This is a genomic window from Pseudomonas sp. MWU15-20650 (assembly GCF_023242475.1).
Lineage (GTDB): Bacteria > Pseudomonadota > Gammaproteobacteria > Pseudomonadales > Pseudomonadaceae > Aquipseudomonas.
In genome coordinates this window covers 30,905-51,848 of sequence record NZ_JALJFG010000023.1, presented here as the reverse complement: position 1 = coordinate 51,848, position 20,944 = coordinate 30,905, and the positions used below count along the sequence as shown (strand labels likewise).

At 57.8% G+C, this 20,944-nt stretch carries 19 protein-coding genes; 3 read left to right on the top strand and 16 right to left on the bottom strand.

Going from position 1 to position 20,944, the window contains the following annotated elements; translation table 11 throughout:
• Positions 1-4 precede the first annotated feature (4 nt).
• The 15 genes from M5B43_RS17710 to M5B43_RS17640 form a co-directional block, all read right to left on the bottom strand.
• On the bottom strand, positions 5-685 hold the full coding sequence (locus M5B43_RS17710; RefSeq protein WP_248751302.1) for a TetR/AcrR family transcriptional regulator: 681 nt from the start codon (positions 683-685) through the stop codon (positions 5-7).
• 125 nt (positions 686-810) lie between these two features.
• The gene (locus M5B43_RS17705; RefSeq protein ID WP_248751301.1) at positions 811-1,518 is read right to left on the bottom strand and encodes a glutathione S-transferase N-terminal domain-containing protein; all 708 of its coding nucleotides are present in this window, start codon (positions 1,516-1,518) and stop codon (positions 811-813) included.
• 42 nt (positions 1,519-1,560) lie between these two features.
• Positions 1,561-3,855 carry an MMPL family transporter gene (locus M5B43_RS17700; protein WP_248751300.1) on the bottom strand — a complete coding sequence of 765 codons (2,295 nt, stop codon included), beginning with the start codon at positions 3,853-3,855 and terminating at the stop codon, positions 1,561-1,563.
• Positions 3,856-3,904: 49 nt separating this feature from the next.
• On the bottom strand, positions 3,905-4,339 hold the full coding sequence (locus tag M5B43_RS17695) for an MAPEG family protein (protein WP_248751299.1): 435 nt from the start codon (positions 4,337-4,339) through the stop codon (positions 3,905-3,907).
• A 112-nt stretch (positions 4,340-4,451) separates the two neighbouring features.
• Positions 4,452-5,597, bottom strand: a complete 1,146-nt coding sequence (locus M5B43_RS17690) for a cupin-like domain-containing protein (protein ID WP_248751298.1) — start codon at positions 5,595-5,597, stop codon at positions 4,452-4,454.
• Positions 5,598-5,650: 53 nt separating this feature from the next.
• A complete protein-coding gene (locus M5B43_RS17685) occupies positions 5,651-6,796 on the bottom strand; it encodes a hypothetical protein (RefSeq protein WP_248751297.1) in 1,146 nt (381 codons plus the stop codon).
• 68 nt (positions 6,797-6,864) lie between these two features.
• Positions 6,865-8,160 (bottom strand): cation:proton antiporter, encoded by a 1,296-nt coding sequence (locus M5B43_RS17680; RefSeq protein WP_248751296.1) that lies wholly within the window; start codon positions 8,158-8,160, stop codon positions 6,865-6,867.
• Positions 8,161-8,242: 82 nt separating this feature from the next.
• Positions 8,243-9,145, bottom strand: a complete 903-nt coding sequence (locus tag M5B43_RS17675) for a bile acid:sodium symporter family protein (RefSeq protein ID WP_248751295.1) — start codon at positions 9,143-9,145, stop codon at positions 8,243-8,245.
• Positions 9,132-9,971: a dienelactone hydrolase family protein gene (locus tag M5B43_RS17670; RefSeq protein ID WP_248751294.1), complete on the bottom strand. Its 840-nt coding sequence runs from the start codon at positions 9,969-9,971 to the stop codon at positions 9,132-9,134. The genes M5B43_RS17675 and M5B43_RS17670 overlap by 14 nt, the downstream gene beginning before the upstream one ends.
• 31 nt (positions 9,972-10,002) lie before the next feature.
• Positions 10,003-11,118, bottom strand: a complete 1,116-nt coding sequence (locus tag M5B43_RS17665) for a hypothetical protein (protein WP_248751293.1) — start codon at positions 11,116-11,118, stop codon at positions 10,003-10,005.
• Positions 11,119-11,168: 50 nt separating this feature from the next.
• Positions 11,169-11,945 (bottom strand): hypothetical protein, encoded by a 777-nt coding sequence (locus M5B43_RS17660; protein WP_248751292.1) that lies wholly within the window; start codon positions 11,943-11,945, stop codon positions 11,169-11,171.
• A gap of 159 nt (positions 11,946-12,104) precedes the next feature.
• Positions 12,105-13,457 (bottom strand): DUF1302 family protein, encoded by a 1,353-nt coding sequence (locus M5B43_RS17655; RefSeq protein ID WP_248751291.1) that lies wholly within the window; start codon positions 13,455-13,457, stop codon positions 12,105-12,107.
• A complete protein-coding gene (locus M5B43_RS17650; RefSeq protein WP_248751290.1) occupies positions 13,454-14,296 on the bottom strand; it encodes an outer membrane lipoprotein-sorting protein in 843 nt (280 codons plus the stop codon). The genes M5B43_RS17655 and M5B43_RS17650 overlap by 4 nt, the downstream gene beginning before the upstream one ends.
• Positions 14,293-15,576, bottom strand: coding sequence for a beta-eliminating lyase-related protein (locus tag M5B43_RS17645; RefSeq protein ID WP_248751289.1), 1,284 nt, complete (start codon positions 15,574-15,576; stop codon positions 14,293-14,295). Before M5B43_RS17645 ends, M5B43_RS17650 begins: the two co-directional genes overlap by 4 nt.
• Positions 15,573-16,382 carry a ThiF family adenylyltransferase gene (locus M5B43_RS17640; RefSeq protein ID WP_248751288.1) on the bottom strand — a complete coding sequence of 270 codons (810 nt, stop codon included), beginning with the start codon at positions 16,380-16,382 and terminating at the stop codon, positions 15,573-15,575. The genes M5B43_RS17645 and M5B43_RS17640 overlap by 4 nt, the downstream gene beginning before the upstream one ends.
• A 935-nt stretch (positions 16,383-17,317) precedes the next feature.
• Here M5B43_RS17640 and M5B43_RS17635 point away from each other — a divergent pair.
• On the top strand, positions 17,318-17,737 hold the full coding sequence (locus tag M5B43_RS17635) for a polyribonucleotide nucleotidyltransferase (RefSeq protein WP_248751287.1): 420 nt from the start codon (positions 17,318-17,320) through the stop codon (positions 17,735-17,737).
• Positions 17,738-17,751: 14 nt separating this feature from the next.
• Entirely contained in the window at positions 17,752-18,645 is an 894-nt protein-coding gene (locus M5B43_RS17630; protein ID WP_248751286.1) for a cation diffusion facilitator family transporter, read from the top strand.
• On the opposite strand, the gene M5B43_RS17625 is transcribed toward M5B43_RS17630, so the two are convergent.
• Complete coding sequence (locus M5B43_RS17625; protein WP_248751285.1) at positions 18,642-19,691, bottom strand: DUF6515 family protein; 1,050 nt, start codon at positions 19,689-19,691, stop codon at positions 18,642-18,644. The genes M5B43_RS17630 and M5B43_RS17625 overlap by 4 nt on opposite strands.
• 431 nt (positions 19,692-20,122) lie before the next feature.
• On the opposite strand from M5B43_RS17625, the gene M5B43_RS17620 reads away from it, so the two are divergent.
• On the top strand, positions 20,123-20,602 hold the full coding sequence (locus tag M5B43_RS17620) for an Lrp/AsnC family transcriptional regulator (protein ID WP_003194418.1): 480 nt from the start codon (positions 20,123-20,125) through the stop codon (positions 20,600-20,602).
• The last annotated feature ends 342 nt before the right edge of the window (positions 20,603-20,944 follow it).

Here is a 20,944-nt window from a genome sequence, read left to right as displayed (position 1 = left end):
AACCTTAACCCGATGCGATCAAAGCCTCGGGTAGCGCTGCAGCGCCAGCCACCGGCTGGTAGATGTGCATGAACAGCGCCACCACGTCCTTGACATGCTGGCGAGCCTCCTCACCGACCATCGGTGCGCAAAAACCAATCAGGACGCGGAAGTACTCCCCGCCTTTGAGCAGACAAAAAAAGCGTTCGGCGGCTTTCTGCGGGTCTTCGACGCGTAATCGCCCAGTGAGGGCGGCCAGGGCCAGTAATCGGCTCATCTCGTTGAGCATGTGCTGTGCGCCCGCTTCATAGAACATCCGGGCGAGCCTGGGCTCCTGGGTCGCCATGGACACCACGATGCGTTGCAACTGCACCGCTTCGCGGCTGCTGATCAGTTCGTGAAAATGCCCGCCGATTTTCAGCAGGACGCTTTCAATGCTCGCTTGCGGTGAAAACTCGAACAACCGCTCTGGCAACTGCTCGTCGCACTTGGCGGTGATTGCCGCCGAGAACAGCGTCGCCTTGTCACAGTAGTGGCTGTAGACCGTCAACTTTGACACACCCGCCTCGGTCGCAATGGCGTCCATGCTGCTGCCTTCATACCCCTTGCGTAGAAAGAGCTCCTTGGCGGCCTCAAGAATGGCCTTGCGTTTGGTTTGATCTTTCGGACGGCCTATTTTGTTTATCAGCACTAAAGGCTCGGACATCGGGCTTCCCCATACGGTTAATTTTGGTTTGAGACTGTCCCCCCCTCACGCTCATCGGCGGATTAAGTGGGTTCAGACATTGAAATACGTGTTCATTCGGGTCTGCCGTCGCCGGCAAACGTTGTTCATCCACCCGAAGAGAGGGGCTTGAACAGCGACTGGCCGGCGTTTGCATAGTCCTGGGCAGAAGCCTCCTTGCGCCCGGCCCCAATCACATCGCTGATGTCAAAAGGCACCTTCACCCCGCGCTGGGCGGCGGGCCGTTGCTCTATGGTGCTCAGCCATCGTTGCAGGTGGGGCAACTCGTCAATATCGATGCCTGACCATTCATGGCCCCGCGCCCAGCACCAGTTGGCGATGTCGGCGATGCTGTAATCGCCCGCCAGGTACTCATGCGCGGACAGGCGCTGGTCCAGCACGCTCAACAGGCGTTTGGACTCGTTTTGGTAGCGCGCAATGACACTGGGGATTTTTTCCGGAAAGTAGCGGTTGAACACATTGGCCTGGCCCATCATCGGCCCCAGTCCGCCCATCTGGAACATCAGCCACTGCATCACCAGTGACTGCTGTTTCGCGTCGACTGGCAGCAAGCGGCCATGTTTTTGCGCCAGGTAAATGAGGATCGCGCCGGACTCGAACACGCAGAAGTCGTCTGCGCTGCGATCGACAATTACCGGAATGCGCCCATTGGGATTAAGCGCCGTAAAGTCAGGCAATTGTTGCTGTCTGCGCTGCAGGTCCACCAGCTTGACCGTGTAGGGGACGGCGAGCTCCTCCAGCATTACCGAGGCCTTCCAGCCATTGGGCGTGGCATAGGTATATAAATCGATCATGTCTTCATCCTTGAAAGTGCGTCGAGTGATGCATGTGCGGTTTCAGGTGCCCAGCACCTGGGTGGCTGGGGTATCCGGTTGGCGTCGGCCGTAGAAGTGATAGAGGAGGTAGGGAATCCCCACGGCATTGCAGAACACCGAGATAAGAATCGCCAGGGCACAGAAGGCGCCAAACAGGCGCGTGAAGTACGACTCGCCCATGACCAGCACGAGAAAGCCCGAACACAACACCAAGCCGCCGGTTAGCAAGGCTTCCCCGACATCCTCGAAAATGGAGCGGGTCATCTCCTCGGGCGTTGCACTGGGGGGGAAATCCTTGACGTGGTAGAAGCAGTGAAGCGAAGCGTCCACCACCAGGCCGAAGATGATGCAGGCGATCATCGACGTACCGATATTGATCGACAGCCCCAATGCGCCCATCAAGCCGAAGGCCACGATCAGCGGCATCGTATTGGCGATTACGGCGATGCCAGATACCCACAGTGAACGCGTCAGCATGAAGAACGCCACGAACATGCTCACGATGGCAAAGCCAATGCCCCACCACATGCCTTGCACCATTTTCTGCACCATCGCCGCCTGAATCACCGAATAGGAGGTGAGGCTGTAGGTGAATGCTGGCGAACTGTGTTGCTCCGTGTAGGCTTGCAGCGCCTCGATGACCTGTTGCATTTGCGCGTAGGGCAACTGTTGCATGCGGATGCGTATACGGGTGGTCTGATTGTCATAGTCCAGAAAACTCTCGAGCTCGTTGTCAGGGCCGGCCAACGAGTAGGTGAACACGTACTGCTCTGCGGCTTCGCGGCTTTGCGGCAAGGCGTAGTAACGCGGGTCTCCTCCATTCATCTCACGGTGTATGTCCTTGAGGAAATCGACGACCGAAACACTTTTGTCCACACCGTTGAGGCGGGCGATGAACGCCTGCAACTGCACAATTTCGCTGAGCACCGCCGGCTCCAGCACACCGCCTTTTTCGGCGGTACGCAGGCTGACTTCCAGACTCGCCACGCCCCCCAGTTGCCGCTCGATGTAGTCCGTCGAAGACCTGACAGGCGTGGCCTCGTCAATGAAATTCAAAAACGACGCTTCCACATGCAGCCGCCCCAGCGGCACCAGTACCACCAGCAGCACCACCGCCGTCAGCACCGGCAACGCAAGGCGCGAGCGATACAAGGGCTCAAGACGTCGCACCCAGGTGGCGTATCGATGGTCGGGCACTTTGCGCGCCAGCCTTGCCGGCATGAGCTCCAACAGGCTGGGCATGACCATCAGCGATATGACATAGGCGGCAATAGCCGCCAGCGCAGCAATGACGCCAAACGACCGGATCGGCGCGACTTCGCTGGCGGCGAGGCTTAAAAAGCCGATGGCCGTGGTCGCTGAGGTCAGAAAACACGGCATGAGGTTGATGCTCAGCGAGTGCTCGATGGCCTGCACTTTCGTGGCCGCATGGCTCAGCGCCTGGCGGTAGGTATCCAGAATGTGCAAGCAGTCGAGCACAGCGATGCACATCAGCACCGACGGTAGCCCGACAGTGACAGCGTTGACCGCAATCCCCAGCATGCCCATGGCACCGAGCAACAGCACCACGCATAGGGTCACCACCGCCAAGACCACCAACACATCGCCCAGGTTACGCAGCAGCACCATCAACAAGACAAACAAGACCAGGGACGTCAGCGGGATGAAGGTTTTAAGGTCCGACCACATGTCGCTGGTCACCCGGTGCTCCACCACCGGCTCGCCGGCGACATAGAACACCGGAAAACCGGCCTTGATCATCTGCGCGTCGAGTGCCGACAGAATGCGCTCGAACTTTCCGTCGCCACTGTCGGTTCGGGCTTCAATAAGCAGCGCGGGGATTTGCCCATCCAGTGAGATCAGATCACGCTGGTACAAGGGGCTGTTGAGCAGCTTTTCAGTGATCCGCCGTACATCATACGAGCCTGGCTGCGCCAGCGCTTGTGCCGCGGGCAGGATATCAATGGACTGATCCTGGCCATAAATGATGTTGACCGTGGCAATGCTCGTGGCTCTGGCGACATCTGCCATCTTCTCGATTTGCTCGGTGACGGCCTTCAGCCGCGCCATGACTTCAGGGCTGAAAACCATCTGGCGCGGCAGGGCCACGACCACCATGCGGTCGTCGCCGAACACCTTTTTGAAACTGTCGTAACGTAGGCGCTCCACATTACCCTGCGGAAGAAATGACTCGATCGAGGCATCGAAGCGGGTCTCCAACAAACCCGGAGAAAGGCCCAACACGCACACAATTACCAATAGCGCATTAAACGTGCGCCACTTGACCAGATAGCGAACCAACGAAGCAGTACGCATGCAAACACCTCACTCAGCCACATCACACCCGATCCACATTGATCGATGCTCAGATCGTCCAGGTCATCAGGGTTGAAACGATGTTCACGGCCAGGCCGAACAAGCAGACGATGCCAACGACGTAGGAGAGCGTGCGCCACGGCTGCCAGCGCGCCAGGTAAGTCACGGTGTGCAGCACGCGCGCTGCCGTGAATGTATAGAACAACCAGATAGCCGGTTCGGCAGGTGCGCCAACCATGACGTACAGCGCGCCCAAGGCAAAAAAGAGTGGGATGTTTTCAAGGTCGTTCATCCATGCCTGTGCGGCACGCGCGACCTGGGGTAATTCTTCCGGGCTGGCGGGGCGCCCGACAAACTTTGCATCCTCTGCATTCTTGAATGTCAGACAGCCAATTCTATAAATACCTTGATACAAAGAAATGGCAAACATCTTCACAAACAACACAACCACACACAGTGCATAGCTAAACAAAACAGCGCTCATGTCTACTCCTTTAGAGTCAGGGCAATCCGTTCTTACATAGCGTTTCAGGTCGCCGGGCATCAAACAGACTGCCCGGGCCGGGTACGCCATTCTTATTTTTCAAACGCCTCGCTTAACGCGATACGCGACGTACAAACTCTTCCGTGTCGAACTCAAAGGCCAGTTTGGCCCCCGTGGCCTTGTCCGAGCCCCAGCCTTCTTTAAGCACGGTGAGCACGGTCTGGCGGAAGCGCGGGGAGGTAATCCACATCAATGAGAACATCTTGTTTCCCATCACCAGTTTGTTGATTGCCCGTGAAGCAATTGCAATCGATGGTACGGGGGTCTCGACACAATGCCACCACCAGTGCGGCGAGAACAGCACGTCCCCAGCCTCCAACGTCGTCGTGTATTTGGGAATGTACCGGTAGAGCGGGTAACCGTCAGCCTCAATTTCGTCGTGGCTCTTGCGCCAGTCCAGCATGGTGGCGGCGTAGAACATATCCTTGCGCGTGATCGGATGCATCCACATCGAGTGTTTTGGATGGACGAATGTCCACTTTTTCACCCCGTTGACCATCGTGAACAAGTTGGGGCCGCCGGTGCAATGCCAACCGGAAATCACACCTCCTGCCGAGAGAAACAGTTGAGTCGACATGATGCGTTTGTCACGCGTACTCAAATATTTACCCAGGGTGTCCAGGTCCAGTTCTTTCCTGAGTTCCGGGTGTTTATTGAACAGATCCTCGGTATGGCCAGGGTAATAGGAGCCGCCCTGACGGATGTTCTCGACGACTTCCGACAAAGGCAAGTCGATGTACTGCAGGGCCTTTTCGTTTAGCTCGGTGCCACGGACGCGGGTGGCAACCTTCACATCGCCATAGTGTTCGGCGAAGAATTCAGGGGTCCATTTCTTGACCGCTTCCCAGTCTTTGGCCGCGCCTCGAAACACCACCGGCGTGTTGGGCTCCAGGAAGATCTTGTGGAAGTTCTCCGGTGACAAGTCCTTGATCGATACCTCCGGCACCGGCAAGGTCGGACCGTCACCATAAGCACGGGACTGCTCGCGGATTTTTGCTTCGATGCTCTGGGTGCGCTTGATGCACGCGGGCGAGCCATAGGGACCATGATCCTTGCGCCCGACAAAGTAATAGCGCCGCAGAAAATCGGCCCAGTACTGGGCTCTGGTCACCCGATCGATTTTAGGGTCATGGGTTAAATCAATGGTTGGAAAATCAAATTCCGCACTGGCAGGTACCGCTTTCATCACCTTGTCCATACTTATCTCCCTGTCACCTTCTTGGTGTTGTGTGGTCAGACTTACGGTTGCGGCTACGCACTCACAGCAACGGCGTCGCCGAATATTCTTATCAAGGCGTCCTCCGGCCACTCGGTGCTGCCGATGGCACTGAGTTGCGCAATAGGGGTTCCGAATAAAAACTCTTGAACATGCGCACGCAAATCCAAGGAGAGCAGATCAATACGCATCGCCACGGCGGGGGTGTTGTACTTGCTGTAGTAACGCGTTTCGGAAATCGCACTGACCCCCATAAACCGGTAAAGCGCCTGATGTTTGGGCGGGATCGCAAACATAATGTCTGTGTACCCTTTACAAAACTTCGCATGTTGCAATGCAACTCTGAAAAGCGAATAAACATTTACCATCTTTTCGGGGTCGTGCACGGTATAGGCAATGGCACCAAAAAACGCCGGATCTACCGCCAGCATTCCGAACTCGGCCAATACCCGCCCCTCTTTACGCAAGGGCGCAAGGCAATCTTCGAATACCGCGTCCATCGGCAGCTTATCGTCCGAGTCCGGTATGGACGTGACGGTCATTGCCACCTCTCCCGAGACTTTGCCGACAAATGTCACGGTCTGCGGGTTCAGCAAAAACGCATTGGTGAACAGCCCATTCTGCTTGGGCTCAGCCAGCCCCTTACGAAAATAGGCGTTATAGACCAGACGATAGGCCGACTCTCGATCAGCCACAGTGGCGGCATGGCTCAAATGAACGTCCTGGGCCATGGCGTGCCGACCCAGCGAGCGTCTAAGTTGATCCCCCGGGCGACGGTTTTCTTTCCACATCTCCCGATCTACGCGCAGCCGTTGATATAGATTCCTCACGCCACGCGGCCACGCGGGCTGTCCATCAATAAGTGGCGCACTGCATTGAGCGGTCCAGCGTGCATCCGTCGATGCGCAGGTGACGCGGATAACGTGCACGTTGAACACCACATCCTTATCGGCAATGTCATCGTGCAAACTCACTTGAACACTACGCCCAGGCGTCAGCTCCCGGGCAGTCACGATCACCAATGCGTATTCGCTCAGTTGCGTAACTTGCGCATCGCGGGTGCAGTCACCGGACACATTAATGTGCGCCGCTATCGGGCAAACTAAATATTCGTGACTGTCAAAATAACCGGCGTCAAGTTGCTCGCTGCGACCGGCTCTGTCGGCACTCAACAGAGGCATTGTTATAGATGTCATCCGCTATCCCTCGCTCTTCAGGTGGTTGCCACTTTCATCATCGCCACTGACTGTCAGTGTGCGTTTAACGAATTAACGACTGGCTTATTGTTATGTCTGACGCTGTCTCGCTCATGAATGGGCGCCCGCGCCAATGCGGGCATGGGACTGACCGGCACCAGGCGTACGATCGGCAGCGTAATAACGGTGGCAAACAATGCGACCACCATTAAGATGCCGTACAACTGTGCGGAAATAACGCCCACTTCCAACCCCACCGTGAGCAGGATGATTTCCATCACGCCCTTGGTATTCATCAGCGAAGCAACGACGAATGAGTCGGGCCGTGACAGGCCGGTCAATCGGGCTGCCAGGTAAGACAAGCCCACTTTGCCAACAGCGCCGACCCCAAAGAAAAGGCCGCCCCACATCAGCAGATAAACGACGTCGTCCGCCTCAATCGCCACGTTCATGGCGGCCGTGCCGAAGAACAACGGCGTGAAAAACATACTCACGAGTGCGTGCGGGCCTTTGTCCCAATACGTACGCAGTACAGCGTGTTTACGAAACGCCAGGCCCGCGACAAAGGCACCGATCGTGACATGGGCATTGGCCAGGTCGCTGACCACACAAAAGGCGAACAGCACCACCAACGGCACGATGATCACACTCGCGCCAATTGCACCCTGCCCGACCGGTTCGGATGAAACATAGATACGGCTCACCAAGCATTCCGCCACCACCACCAGCAGCAACAGGGCAAGGCAGGAGTACAGAATGCCGTGCCCGGCGCTGCTGGACACCAGCATCAGCACCACCGACAAGGCGAACCACGCAAGAATGTCGGTGATCACCGCAGCGTTCAGCACCAAGGCGCAGAGGCGGCGATGCAAGAAACGTTTGTCGTCAAGAATACTGGCCAGTACCGGCACCGCCGTAGCGGCCATGGCGACCCCGAAGAACAGCATATAGGGCATACGCTCGGTGCCTTGTGCAAACACACCGTGGGTGAAGTAAGCCAATATGACACCCGCCACCCCGGCCCCCAGGAACCCGGCAACCGCAATACCAGCGGCACTCTGGCGCTTGACCGTATGGGTCACCGCAGGCGTTTTACCTGCCTCCAGCCCAAGACCGAACATGATGAAAACCAGCCCGATTTTGCTGAGTGCCATCAGGCCAATCACATTGGAAAAAAAGTAACGCTTGAGTTCGGGGTCATACGCGCCCAACACCATGGGCCCGATGATGATGCCCGTGAGCAGATGCCCGATCACCGTGGGTTGCCCCAACCAAACAGCAACGCGCCCCAGAACATGAGCCACAAAAAGTATTAACAACAGCTGGATAAAGATGCTGGCAACGTCCATGTTCGACTCTTCCTGCACGAGTAATTGAAGACTGTTCAAAATGAAAGTCCGGCGTTATGAAAAAGGCCCAACCTGCGTTAATTCAACGTTCCGGCATTGGTAAATGCCCAGGCTGTTTAACGCCACGCCGATGGCCTGTCAGCCAGAACACGCAAACCCCCAGCACCGCACAAAGACACACCACCACGCTGTATAAAATGGCCGGCACGGCCATATCGACACTGCCTAACAGGCTGGCGATAACCAAGGCCAACGCACTGTTCTGAATCCCGATTTCCACGGTAATCGCTCGCACTTGCGCGGTGTTTAACCGGGTCAACTTTGCGACGGCGTAGGCCAGCCCCATGCAACTGCCGAATAGCACCAACAACGCCAGGCCAACACGCTCGATAAATCCATAAATCAACTGGAACTCTCTGGCCAGGACACTCAGTACCATCAGCATCAGAAAGCTGAAGCCCAATATTCTCAGCGGGCCCTCCAGGCGCTGGGCGGCCTGCGGCAACCGTTTCGCCAAGGCCATACCCAGTGCCAGCGGAATGAGGGTGATCACGAATAACTTGACCACCGTATCGGTCATGGGCAATTGCAGCCCCTCATGACCTGCCTGCCAGTAAGACAAGGCCATGCCCGACAACAGCGGCACCGACACAAAGGCAATGCAACTTGAAACAATGGTCAGCGAAATGGACAGTGCCACATCGCCTTTGATTAAAAACGAAATCGTATTAGAGGCAACTCCGCCAGGGCATAACGACAAAATAACCACGCCCAACGCCAATGCCGGCTCTAACTTGAACAGGAGCGCCACGGCTACACCCAGTAGTGGCAAAACCACAACTTGCCCCAGCAGGCCAACGATGGCCGCCGTCGGTGTGTTCACCAGGTTTACAAAATCCTGGCGCCTCAATCCGAGGCCCATTCCCATCATCATGACAAACAAGATGGCCGGTGCGATCACTCTGGCCAGTTCAATGGTTTCCATAGCGATGCTCTTCCCGGGATGATGAAAGTTGATGTTTTAAAAATGCGATCACCCGTTGCTCTGCCAACTTTGTCGGGTGGTGCTCTTCGTCGACATAACTGACCCCCAGCACCGAATGCGCCCAACGGCCTATGCCATGGGGATTGTGCGGCGATGAGTCGATTTCATAGGCGTGGAACTGGTTGCCGAACTCCGCCCTGAGCCGTTCGAAGCGACTGTCCGGCACCGCCGGGTCACCGGTAAAACGCAGGCCCAGGATTTCCACGCCGCCCTGGTTTGCGCGCTCTTTAACCTGCACAAGCGTGGGCTCGTCTATCCCCAGCGCAGCGCCCTGCGCCGCCGATAACGCAAAGGGCAAGGATGGGTTGGCCAACACAGGCGCGATAACCGATGCATCGGCCATCATCGCCAACCCAAAGCCACCGGTCAGGCACATACCGATCACGCCCACGCCCTTGCCGCCGCACACCTGATGCGCATGACGGGCGAGCGCTCTAAGCCATTCCGTGATCGGGCTGGTCTTACGCTTGGCGAGCACGTGGAACTCTCGGGATACGCAGACCTTGCCCATGCACCCCACGACCGATGCCGGCGTGACGACCACCCCAGGCTCGCCAAACAGCACCGGCAGCCACACGCTCAAACCTGCCCCCGCCAGCTGCCTGGCCAACCGCACCACACCGGCGTGGAGCCCTGGCACTTCGTGCATGAGCACCACCCCAGGACCTTCGCCAATGCGGTACACCTGGCGTGCGACGCCGGCATAGGCAAATTCGAAATGGGTGAAGCCATCAAACAACGCGTCCAATCGGCGATCATTTTTCATGTGGATGCCCCAGCCCCCTGCCTGTCGACGTTCATGCGCAATCTCGCGATTGGCCGGCAACCGGGGACGCTTGTCGATTGGCGCAATGGGCCGGCTGGCCAGGTGCGGCCAGCTTCAAATCGGCCAGTTGAAGCTCCAGGTCATCCAGCGACTTCTGGATGTAGCGCCCCATCAGGATTTGCTTTCGCACCATGAAATCCATCAGTGCAAAAATGATCCGCCACTTCAGGCGACCGGCCTTGCCCTCACGCACCAGTTGGGCGAATTCCGGTTTATAGGGGTTGTATCCAAGGTTCTTGAGGTCCGAGTACATCAGCAACCAGTTCAGGGTGAAGTTGCTCAGTACCGGGTTAGCGTGGATTTTGCTCTGCACCAACTTCAAGTCGATGACCGCGCGGATGACCTTCGCCTGGTCGTATTCCCAAGCATGGAAGGGTGCAAGAACCCGAGGTAATGCCCGCCCGGCGGCATCGCGTTCGGGGTCCCAGAACAGCTCCAGTTCATGCGCCTTGAACAGCCCGCTGGCGAACAGCTCATGGGGCGTCCAGTCCTGCGCAATACGCGCCGGCGACATTTCATACAGCATCCGCTCGGGAGCGGGTTGCCCCGGCGAATAGCCAGTAACAATCAGCGGGATGTCACGTTCAATCGCGAAGCGCAGGAGGTCCCCCTCGCGGATATCCAACCAGAAATAACACACCGTCTGCACGGCGCCGCCCGGCTTCTGATTCATCAGCAGGTGGCGGATGAAGCGCTTGTAGAGGCTTGGGCTGGGTGTATGAACGTAATGGTCGACACCCAGCGCACCGATGGTTCGCCGGATGTTTTCCCAGGTTCTGGGCGGTATGTCGTAGTCGCTCGTGTAGGCCAACACTTTCAAGCCGTAGTCGACCACCAGGCGGTGCAACAGGTAGCAACTGTCTTTGCCCCCACTGAAAGAGACCACACAGTCGTAAACCTTGCCCTTCCCCTTCGCAGCCCGAAGCGTACGCTCCAGGTCTTGCTCGAAGAGCACACGTTGCGCCTCCTGGCGTTGCCTGCCTCCGCCACCCCATATACGACACAGGTTGCAGATACCGTCCGAGTCCAGTGCTACGCCCTCGACATCGTCAGTCAGTAAGCACTCGCCACATACTTTTTTCGCCATACCGAACGACTCCTTATTACCTACCCATATCCATTGCGACGCGAATCAACTTAGGCGCTGAGTGCGGCACTGTTACGCTTCAACAGGCCATAAGACTGTTTAGCCATGTGCAATGCCTCGCCCAAGAAGTCGCCATAAGCATTCAGGGCCTGCTCGCCAATTTTCACCAGGTGTTCAGTAAATTCAGGTTTAAGCGCGATAAGCTCCGCCACCACTTGAAAGTTGGTATCGGTATGCCCGAAGTCAAAGTGGACGTGTTCGCTCAGGAACGAAATACTTTGGCGCCCCTCTTCGCACAATGCCTGCGCACAGGCTTTCATCAGCGGCGGCCCATACTGCGTGGTGATCAATTCGATCTCGACATCAATGGCCAACTCAGCCCAGGGGGCGGCCCCGGAAACCACATCTTTGTGCAGCGTGTGGTAGTGCTTTACCGAGGGCGTCATATTGGACGCGAGCAACTTCCCGGCATCCAGCGGCGTATCCGGATATTGTGCGTTCCACAGGGCCACTAACTTATGCGTATCCGCCGCGGCCCATTCGTGATGGCCGTCTTCTTCCTCGGTGTGCTCCTTGAAAAACTCCGCCAGCGCCGTTAACCCCAAGGCCTCGCAGCGAACGCCGGCGGTGGCCAGGAACTCGGGAATCGGGGTGGTCAGCGCGGCACTCAAGGCACACCAATGAATCATGAACAGGTTAAGAAGTGGTGCCTCCATGGGCGCATTGAATAGCTGCTGGACATCCTGGCGCTTGGCAAACAGGGCCCTGGCATTGTCCATCCGAAGTTGGTATTCGTTGGATTCAATGTTTCCTTTGAGATCATTCATTATTCACGCTCCTAGGGGTAATTGATCAATCGCTGCAACGTTCACTTAATACGTTTGAAAAAACCGAGGCGTGCGCAGCCACAAGAGTGGCCGAGTCCCACGCAAGGCGTTTATCCAATGCCAACTACATGACCAACGAGATAAAAACTTCGTTAATCGTTAAAAGAAATAATGAACCCCGGCGTACAACTGGTCATTATCCCGAAACTGCCCGAAGATCCCTTCGTCGGCGCCGGCAAAGTGCAGGCCGCCTCCACGAACTTCCCAGTCATCGGTGACCCGCCAGCGTACTTGCAAGCGCATGAACCGATCAGTCATGTTTAAAAACTCTCGGCCCTGGAACTCCAGCCATACATCTTCGCCCACCAAGGGAACGTTAAGTCGCCACGTGAGACTGGAACGCAACTTATCGGGTTGCATCAGTGCATTGTGGTTTTCAATGTAGTCTGCGGTGTATTGAACATTGATGTACGTCCGTGAGGCGAAGGTGTAGTCGACCCCGGCAACAGCCCTGACGGTATCGCGACGCTCCACCAACCCCGGAACGCTCATGTCATAGGTGACATACCCCGAATCCGTCACATAGGCCAGTTCGCCGCGCAGACCAATCCCTTCACGCCCCGTCTCGAACGCCATCGAGAAGGTTTGCTGGCGGGCGTGATAAGGCTGCACGGTGCCCACGTAGCGACCGTTGCTATCCACCCCTTCGATATCCGCCTCAAAGGCTGCCAACTGTTCGAATTGATAGGCGTAATTGAGCGAGAAATCGAAGGTATCCCGGCGCGTCACACTGCGTACGGCAAACACGCTGTCGCCCAGCCGTCCATCCTCAGTCGCCGAGGAGCGCTCGCGCAGCCCGAGGCCTCGCACGTAGTTGTTCTCGACGAACAAACTCCATTCATCGCCTGGCCGGGCCAGCAGGTCTTCCCTGAACCTTGGTAACCAGACGACCTCGATAAAGTCCTTGGCATTCAAGGCATATTTACCGCTCACGGCCGTCACCGGCCATTTGCGTTCAAACCTGGACTGAACCAGGAAATGGCGAAAATCCTGCGGGGTAAAACTGTCGATCACGCTGACTTCGTCGGCCACCCCCCACTGGATGACCTGCCGCCCGAGACGCCACACCACGGCATCCGTCTCCACTTCCAGGTAGCCTTCCCAGAGGCGTGCCGCCTGATCGTTCTCCTCGCCAGCTCCGCGCATTTTCTGACGCTGAAGTTCAAGGTCCGCGGAGACCACGAGACGATTGGCCTCCCACTGATGGTCCAGCTCGAAGCGGCCCCGGCCTTTATAGCCCGTATCGACCGCTGACTTGAGCCCACCCGCGCCCGACGCTTGATTACGACTGCCAAGCCCAACGGCAGAGCGCAGGTCGAGAAAGCCGGTGGTGGTGGTATAACCTCCCCACAACGCAGTCTCCCGAATGCCGTTATCGTCCGAAGCGCCGGCGGCGGAACTGGCCACTATCGCCAGAGGGCCGAGTAGTCGCTTGACAAGCGCCAGGCTCATTCCGACATCCCGCTCATTTCAGCATTGACCAATTGCATCAGGTCCGAAGGCTGCGCAAAGTGCTCGATATTGCGCTCCATCTGGCGGATAGACACAGTAGGCATATCCAGCCCCGTATTGACCCGAACCCATTTGCGCTCCAGCGAGGTACGGTGCCCATTGCGGTAGTCGGTCACGTTCACGAAGCGCTCGTACAGGGCATCGCCATAGGCGCTGACCTGCGCTCGCTCTACCCGCTTGATCAGCGTATCGCTGGCATCGAAGAAGTCGATCTGGTCCGGAAAGTACGTCCCATCGTCGCGAATAAAGTAGCGGCGCTTGGCGTAGGCCGAGTTCGACGAGGGCTTGGCGGTGCAATCGACCACATAAACCCCGGCAGGGGCCTGGACCGAAGACGGCGCAAAGCGAAACGCCCAATCCTCCAACTTCAGCTTCTGCAGGTCCTCGTAGATCAGATCCGACCCCACCCACGTCTGATGTTTTGAGGAAACACGTCGCACGCGGCTGGCGGCTGGCAGATAGAGGTACTGCAAATCCTCCGAGCCTTTGACCTCCTCGTTAAATGTCGCGATGTTCCGGATACTTCTGGGAAAGAAGAATTTTTGCAGGTCGAGCGCACCTTTTTCGCCGCTCAGGTGATACCAGACAAACCCGCGTTTGCGGCTGACGCCTTCTTTGTCGGTCAATGTAATCACCAACAGCGAGGTCGAGTCCTTGCCGGTGGGGCGTTCTTCCGAGCGCAGAATCACCTCCTTGGGATCGGGGACTGCAGCCGGCGGGTTGCTCGCCAAGACGAGGGACGGGAACAGGAGGCACGCTCCCAGGAATAAACGTTTCACAGGCCGATACTCTCAACGGGTCGATAAGTCGCCAACAACGCGCCGCTAAAACCTGCGGGCCGGTTGACTTCCTCAAGTGCAATAAACTCATGCGTCTCGGACAAGGCCGCGCGAATGCTCGCTGCGGCAAACTCGATGGCGTGATCGTCCTTGCCCAAAATGGGTACGGCAAAACGGATCACCGCTTCGCCCGTCTCTTGCGAGGCTCCCGGGTTGAGCGCGCCTCTGACGCCATACTTCACATACAGATGATTCAAGAAGGCACGGTGTGGGTGTTGGTCGGGCCCGATGTGGCTGGACACGGCCGCTGCCTTCAGGAACACCGCATGAGCACAACCCGGCGTGACCACCTCGCAGTGAGGCTCCAACAGGGCCTGGAACCGCTCGACCCGATGCGCCCGCTCGACGACCCGTTCAACCAACGCCGGCACATCCGCCATCACCGTTGCCAACCGGTGCTTGGCAGTGACGTCGAGGCCAGTACCGAAAAGCAGTGCCTGGTCCCTGCATTGCTCGAATACCTGACGATTGCGCAGAGCCAGAACGCCACCAATGGGCACCGGAAACTCTTTGCTCGCGCTCAGCCAGACCCCGTCCACCAAGGCACACAGCTCCAGCACAATGGCCGCAATGCGGTTGGCGCTTTCTGCATGATGACGTTGCTCAATCAGATAGGCGTTGCTGAAGATCCGGGTGGCGTCGAGATAGACCGCAATGCCATAACGCTCAGCCACTGAGCGCACCGCGCGCAGGTTTTCAATAGACAGTGGGTGCCCACCAATCGCGTTGGTGCAAGCCTCCAGCATCAGGTAGGGAACCCTGGCACGGCCGCTGTTTTCAAGGAAGCGCTCCAGGGCTACGGTGTCGATGTCCCCAAGAAACAGAGGCTCGCAAGCCTCGGATCGCGCAGACGGCATGGGCATAGAGACTGCGCCGTTTCGCGCCAAGTGCACGGCGGCGGTTGGAAACGGCAGGCTGCCCGGCACACAGTCACCTGGCGCAGCCAGCACATTGCTGAGCATTGCTTCCGCCAGCCGCCCCTGTGCAACGGGAATGGCCAGGGGCAGCCCGAACAATTGCGCAAAGCACTTCGACAACCAGAGGTCAGTGTGCTCATCGGCATCACCGCTCGGGGCAAACGAGAGGCCCACGGTATTCATCAGGCTGTCGGTCTGATAATCGTCGACCACACAGCCAGCCGGCACCAGGTCCAGGTTGAATCCGGCCTGCGCGAGGATGTCGCGCCGCAATGACGCGGAACCTGCACCGACGACACTCATGCGCTGGCGTCCAGGGCGGAAATATCAATGACTTTGTAATTCATCCGGTTCAGGTCGAAAAACATCACGTTCGGCAGCACGATGGGGGCGCGGAACCCAGGGGTGGTACCGTGCAGCAAGTAGTTCACGCATTCAGTGGCCAGCAACGACGTCGCAATCAGAGGCCCTACGGCAACGGTGGGCACCTTGCCGATCTCCAGGCTTTTTACGATGGCCTGCATGTGCTGCGGCACGAAGATCTGGTCAAAGATCGGCGGCAATGTGCCCTGCTCCTTGGCCGCCTTGAGGGTCTGGAGCCAGTAATCCATAGCCAGGCCCTGTGGAGACGAGCACAGCGCAAAACAACCAAACCCCATGATGGGACCGACCACGCTGAAAATGCCCAACTGCCGAGCCTTACGGTGCAGCGACTCGCGTAGCGAGTGGGGAACATTGGCGTCCAGACAGTCAACCATGATATCGGCGCCGGACAGGAACTCAGCCTGGTTATGGTCGGTAACGCCTTCGACGTAGATCTCGACTTTGGCAAGCGGGTTCAGGTCGAGGATGAGCTCTCGGTAGACCAAGGCTTTGTTACGCCCCATCGAGCTTCCGGTCGCGGCCCACTGACGGTTCATGTCCGGCGGGTCGAAAACACCGGGGTCGGCGAGCCTGAAGGTCTGTACGCCCATGCGGCACAGCGTCAAGGCCATGGCGCCCCCCACCCCACCGCAGCCGGCGATCACCACACTGCAGCCCGCGAGCGTTTCAATGCCTGCTGCGGTCAGCAACGGCATCGACCTGTTCAACATCTCGTCTTTGCTCACGCTCATACTCCCTGTTGTTATTTTCCATAGAAGTCAGAAACATCTGTGCATTGCTCCACTGTATAAACAGGCAGCTACTGCCGACACTTAATAGCCACGCACCTGCACAGCACGCACGCGCTGCATCACCACAGCCCATCGCTGAAAACATTCAGACACAACGCTAATAACTGAGAAACCCAGCAACACCACTAACTAAACTGGCGATACCAGAAATACAAACAACACTCAAAAGTACAAAAACAAAAAAACACTAAAAGGCCGCTGGAACCCCATCAGAAAAACAAACTTAGGAGTTCAGTAATACTAACTACACCAAAGAGTACATTTAAAAAAGCCAAGTACGAAGCGATGCCAGACACAACAAGAATAGCCTTACAAAACATATGTTTATGATTTTTTAGTGTGTTTATTACGGACTGCAAGCGGCCACTATCACCCTCGCAGCAGCCTAAGCCTTGCCACCCACCCATCAAAAAAAGTACGCACTGCCATACACGCTCGCACAAGAGATCAATCTCTCGGCGATGCCATCAAAACAGAACTTTATAGTATAGAAACAGTTCAGCCCTTCCATGGGAAACCCCTGGCTTGCCCAGGAATATCGTTATGCCAGTATTTGCGACGAAGATATTAAACATACTTTTAAACATATTCAACAAATGGAATAAACATTCTTGCCAGGCACGGGCAAATAGAGAACAAACACGCACATAAAGACTATTGCCGCCGCCAGCAACCGCTCTATTCATGGCCTGTTAACTCACCGCCCTGAACTAAAGCAAATATTACAAAATGTAAAAAATCACTTGGTGCTCTATGGGTAGGACGGCGATGGCATGGCCCTGGAGATTTCCTGCCACCGCCGCCGTGGGAGAGGTTTGTAGATGGCGGTTCCTATATAGTCGCGTTTTCAACCGTTCAGGAGAGCCCCCATGCGTATCGCTTCCCGTGTCATCGGCGGTGTCCTCGCCGTCACCCTGCTGAGCCAACTCACCGCCTGCGGTTCGATTTTCTACCCCGACCGCCGCGGCCAGATCGACGGCAAGATCGACCCGGCCATTGCGGTGCTCGATGCGGTCGGTTTGCTGTTCTACGTGATCCCCGGCCTGATCGCGTTCGGCGTCGACTTCGCCACGGGTGCGATCTACTTCGAACCGGGCAAGACCGCCCAAGTCGCCCCCGAAAAATTGCACGAAGCCATCGGCGCCGACGGCAAGGTCGATACGGCCAAGCTGCAAACCATCATCCAGAAAGAAACCGGCCGCACCCTGCCCCTGGATGACCCGCGCATGATCCAGTTCAAGGGCAGCGTGCAACAACTCGCCGCCCTCGGCCTGCAACCCGCCGCTTAGGACTCGACCTGCCCATGACCAGCAGTCCAGAACACGCAAGGCTTTTGCGCCTGGCCACCCGCGCCTCGGTGGCCGTGGCCTGTACGCTGATTATCACCAAAGCCATCGCCTGGTGGTTCAGTGGTTCGGTGAGCATGCTCGCCGGGTTGACCGACTCGCTGCTCGACGGCGTGACGTCGCTGTTGAATTTGCTGGCGGTGCATTACGCCCTGCGGCCGGCCGATGAAGACCACCGTTACGGGCATGGCAAGGCGGAGTCACTGTCGGGCATGGCCCAAGCGCTGTTTATCGGTGGCAGTGCGGTGCTGATCGCCTTCCAGGCGTATCAGCGCTTGCAACACCCGGAACCTGTCGGCGCACCCTGGCTGAGCATCGGGGTGATTGTATTTTCCCTGGTCATGACCGTGGCCCTGCTGATACTGCAACACCGGGTGATCCGCGAAACCGGCTCCAACGCCGTACGCGCGGACTCGTTGCACTACCGCTCGGACTTGATGCTCAACGGCAGCATCCTGGTGGCCTTGGTCCTGGCAGGCTTTGGCTACCATCAGGTGGATGCCTGGTTCGGCCTGGGCATCTCCGCCTATATCTTGTGGAGTGCGATCCAGATCGCCCGAGAAAGCTTCGCGGTGTTGATGGATGAGGAACTGCCGCCGGATGTCAGCCAGCACATGCTGGAATTGGCCCGCAGCGTTCCTGGCGTGCTGGGTGCCCATGACTTGCGCACGCGGATTTCCGGCAGCCACTGGTTTGTGCAACTGCACCTGGAGTTGCCGGGGGAATTGACGCTGTCAGTGGCCCACGGCATCAGCGACCAGGCCGCTGACGCCATTCACCAAGCCTACCCGCGTGCCGAAGTGCTGGTGCACGCCGACCCGCGGGAAGTGGTCACAGGCAACAAGACCTAGTACTGCACCTGATAACCACGACTGCTCAGGCAGTTACCCTGCGCCTGGCGGTAGGTTTGTACCACCGCTGGCGCGGGGGCGTAGGTGACGGCCTGCGGGTCGAAGCCGCTTTGTTGGACTGCCCAGCGATAACAGTCGTAACCGTCCTGCTGTACCTGGGCCGGTGACTGGCCATTGGCAGGGTAGGCGATCACGTCATAACCGTTGCCTTGCGGTGCAGGCTGTGGCGTTGGCACCTCTGTCGGTGGCTGTACCACTACGTACTGCTGGGTGCTGCTCTCATAGGTGTAATAGGCGCCCGCCGCCAGGAAAAACAGCGCACTGCCCACCCACACTTCCCGGGCGTAATCCGGCAGGTATTGCACGCGAATACCGTACGGTGGCGTTACCACCACATAACGCGGACCTTGCGGGCGATACCAGTAGCCACCGGAGAAGAAGTAGTCCTGGCCACGATAGGGCACACGGTAGTTGCGGTCGGGGAAACGGTCGACGGTATAGCCCGGACGATATTGCGGGCCGGGGCCCCAGCCATTGCCATGACCGGAAGGGCGGCCCGGCCAGCGGTGCTCATCGGGGTGGCCATTGTTGAAGCCGCCACCCGGGCGCGGGCCAGGGCCATTGCCGGGCTGCCAATGCGGGTTGCCGTCGTTGCGACGCGGGATGTCCTGATAGTTGCCCTGGCGCGGTTCCTGGGTTTGCCGTACGGTGTCCGGGCGCCCCTGAATCGGCAGGTTATTCGCCGGCCGGGGCTGTTCGGCGCCTTGCGGTCGACCTTGCCATTGCCCGCCACCCTGTTGCTGTGGCTCACCACGATCAAAATGCTGGTTCTGTGGCCGAGGCTGATTATTTTCCGGGCGCGGTGGGTTGTTTTGCGGACGTGGCTGGTTATTCTGCGGGCGCGGCGGCTCGTTACCTTGCCGTCCACCCTCCGGGCCTCTTTCATGCTGACCGCCGCCTTCAGAGCGCGGGTCGTCTGCCATCACTTGCGTGCCGACGGTAACCATCAGCAAACCTACACCTGCCATACGCCAGATGCGCTTCATGCTATTCCTCACTGCGGATTAGGGCCTAGCGTGTCCGGCCTCTTAGTATGAGACTGGAAAAGCCTCACCCGGTTCGGGGACAGGTTATCAGTCACGAGAACTATTTTCGCAGGCAAAAGAAAAGGGGCGACCCGTCGGCCGCCCCTTGAGAATTTCGTCCTGGCTCAACGCTTATGACGTTGGCTCACCTCACGCCGTCTTGTGGACAGTGTGCAGCCTGGAGGCCGGCTCAACCCTGCTGGGGTGGCGGCCGCAGCGGGCCTGATTGGGCGAGCTGCAGTGGACTGTTGTCCAGGCGGTGATTCTGTTGATAACGATACCCGCCAAGCACCGACAGATGATTGCGAAGATTGCGTCAATAAACAGTGCTTGCGCAATTTTTAACCCTTCATAGATAATTCACCGCAATACTTACGACAAAGGCCAACCCGATGAGCAAGCTTGACCGATACGACCTGAGTATTTTGGCGGAATTGCAGCGCGACGCGAGGATCTCCAACCAGGAGTTGGCCGAACGCATCGGCCTGTCGCCTTCGCCCTGCTCACGCCGGGTCAAGCAGTTGGAGGACGACGGCTACATCGCTCGCCAGGTTGCCTTGCTCGATCGCAAGATGCTTGGCCTGAGCCTTACGGCCTATGTGCTGATCGGCATGGACCGCCACACACCGGAGCGTTTCGAGAATTTCGAGGCGGCCATCCGCACCCTGCCGCAAGTGCTGGAGTGCAGCCTGGTGACCGGGATGGATGCCGACTATCAGTTGAAAGTGGTGGTGCCGGACATGGATCACTACCAGAAGCTGCTGCTGGGGCACCTGACTCGCATTGAAGGCGTGACCAGCGTGCGTTCCAGCTTTGTGCTCAATCAGGTATTGAACAGCACCGAACTCCCGCTGACTCACCTGCGTACCTGAGAGCACTGGGGTCCAAATGTGGGAGAGGGCTTGCCCCAATGCCAGTCAGTTAAGAAGGAACACGATCACTGTGGCGAGCGGGCTTGTCCCGCGTTGGGGTGCGCAGCAGCCCAAAACGGTCTCTGCGGAGTATCGGGTACACCGCATTCGTCCCTCTTTGGGGGCGCTACGCGCCCCAACGCGGGACAAGCCCGCTCGCCACAGGTTACCGGTTGCTCGTTCTAGCGCTTAACTGACTGGCATTGGGGCTTGCCCCCTCCCACATTTGGACCCAGGTCAATACTGCGCCTGTGCCCCTGCTTTATACTGCCCGCCTGCCCTGCCGGAAGAGTCCCCCATGAA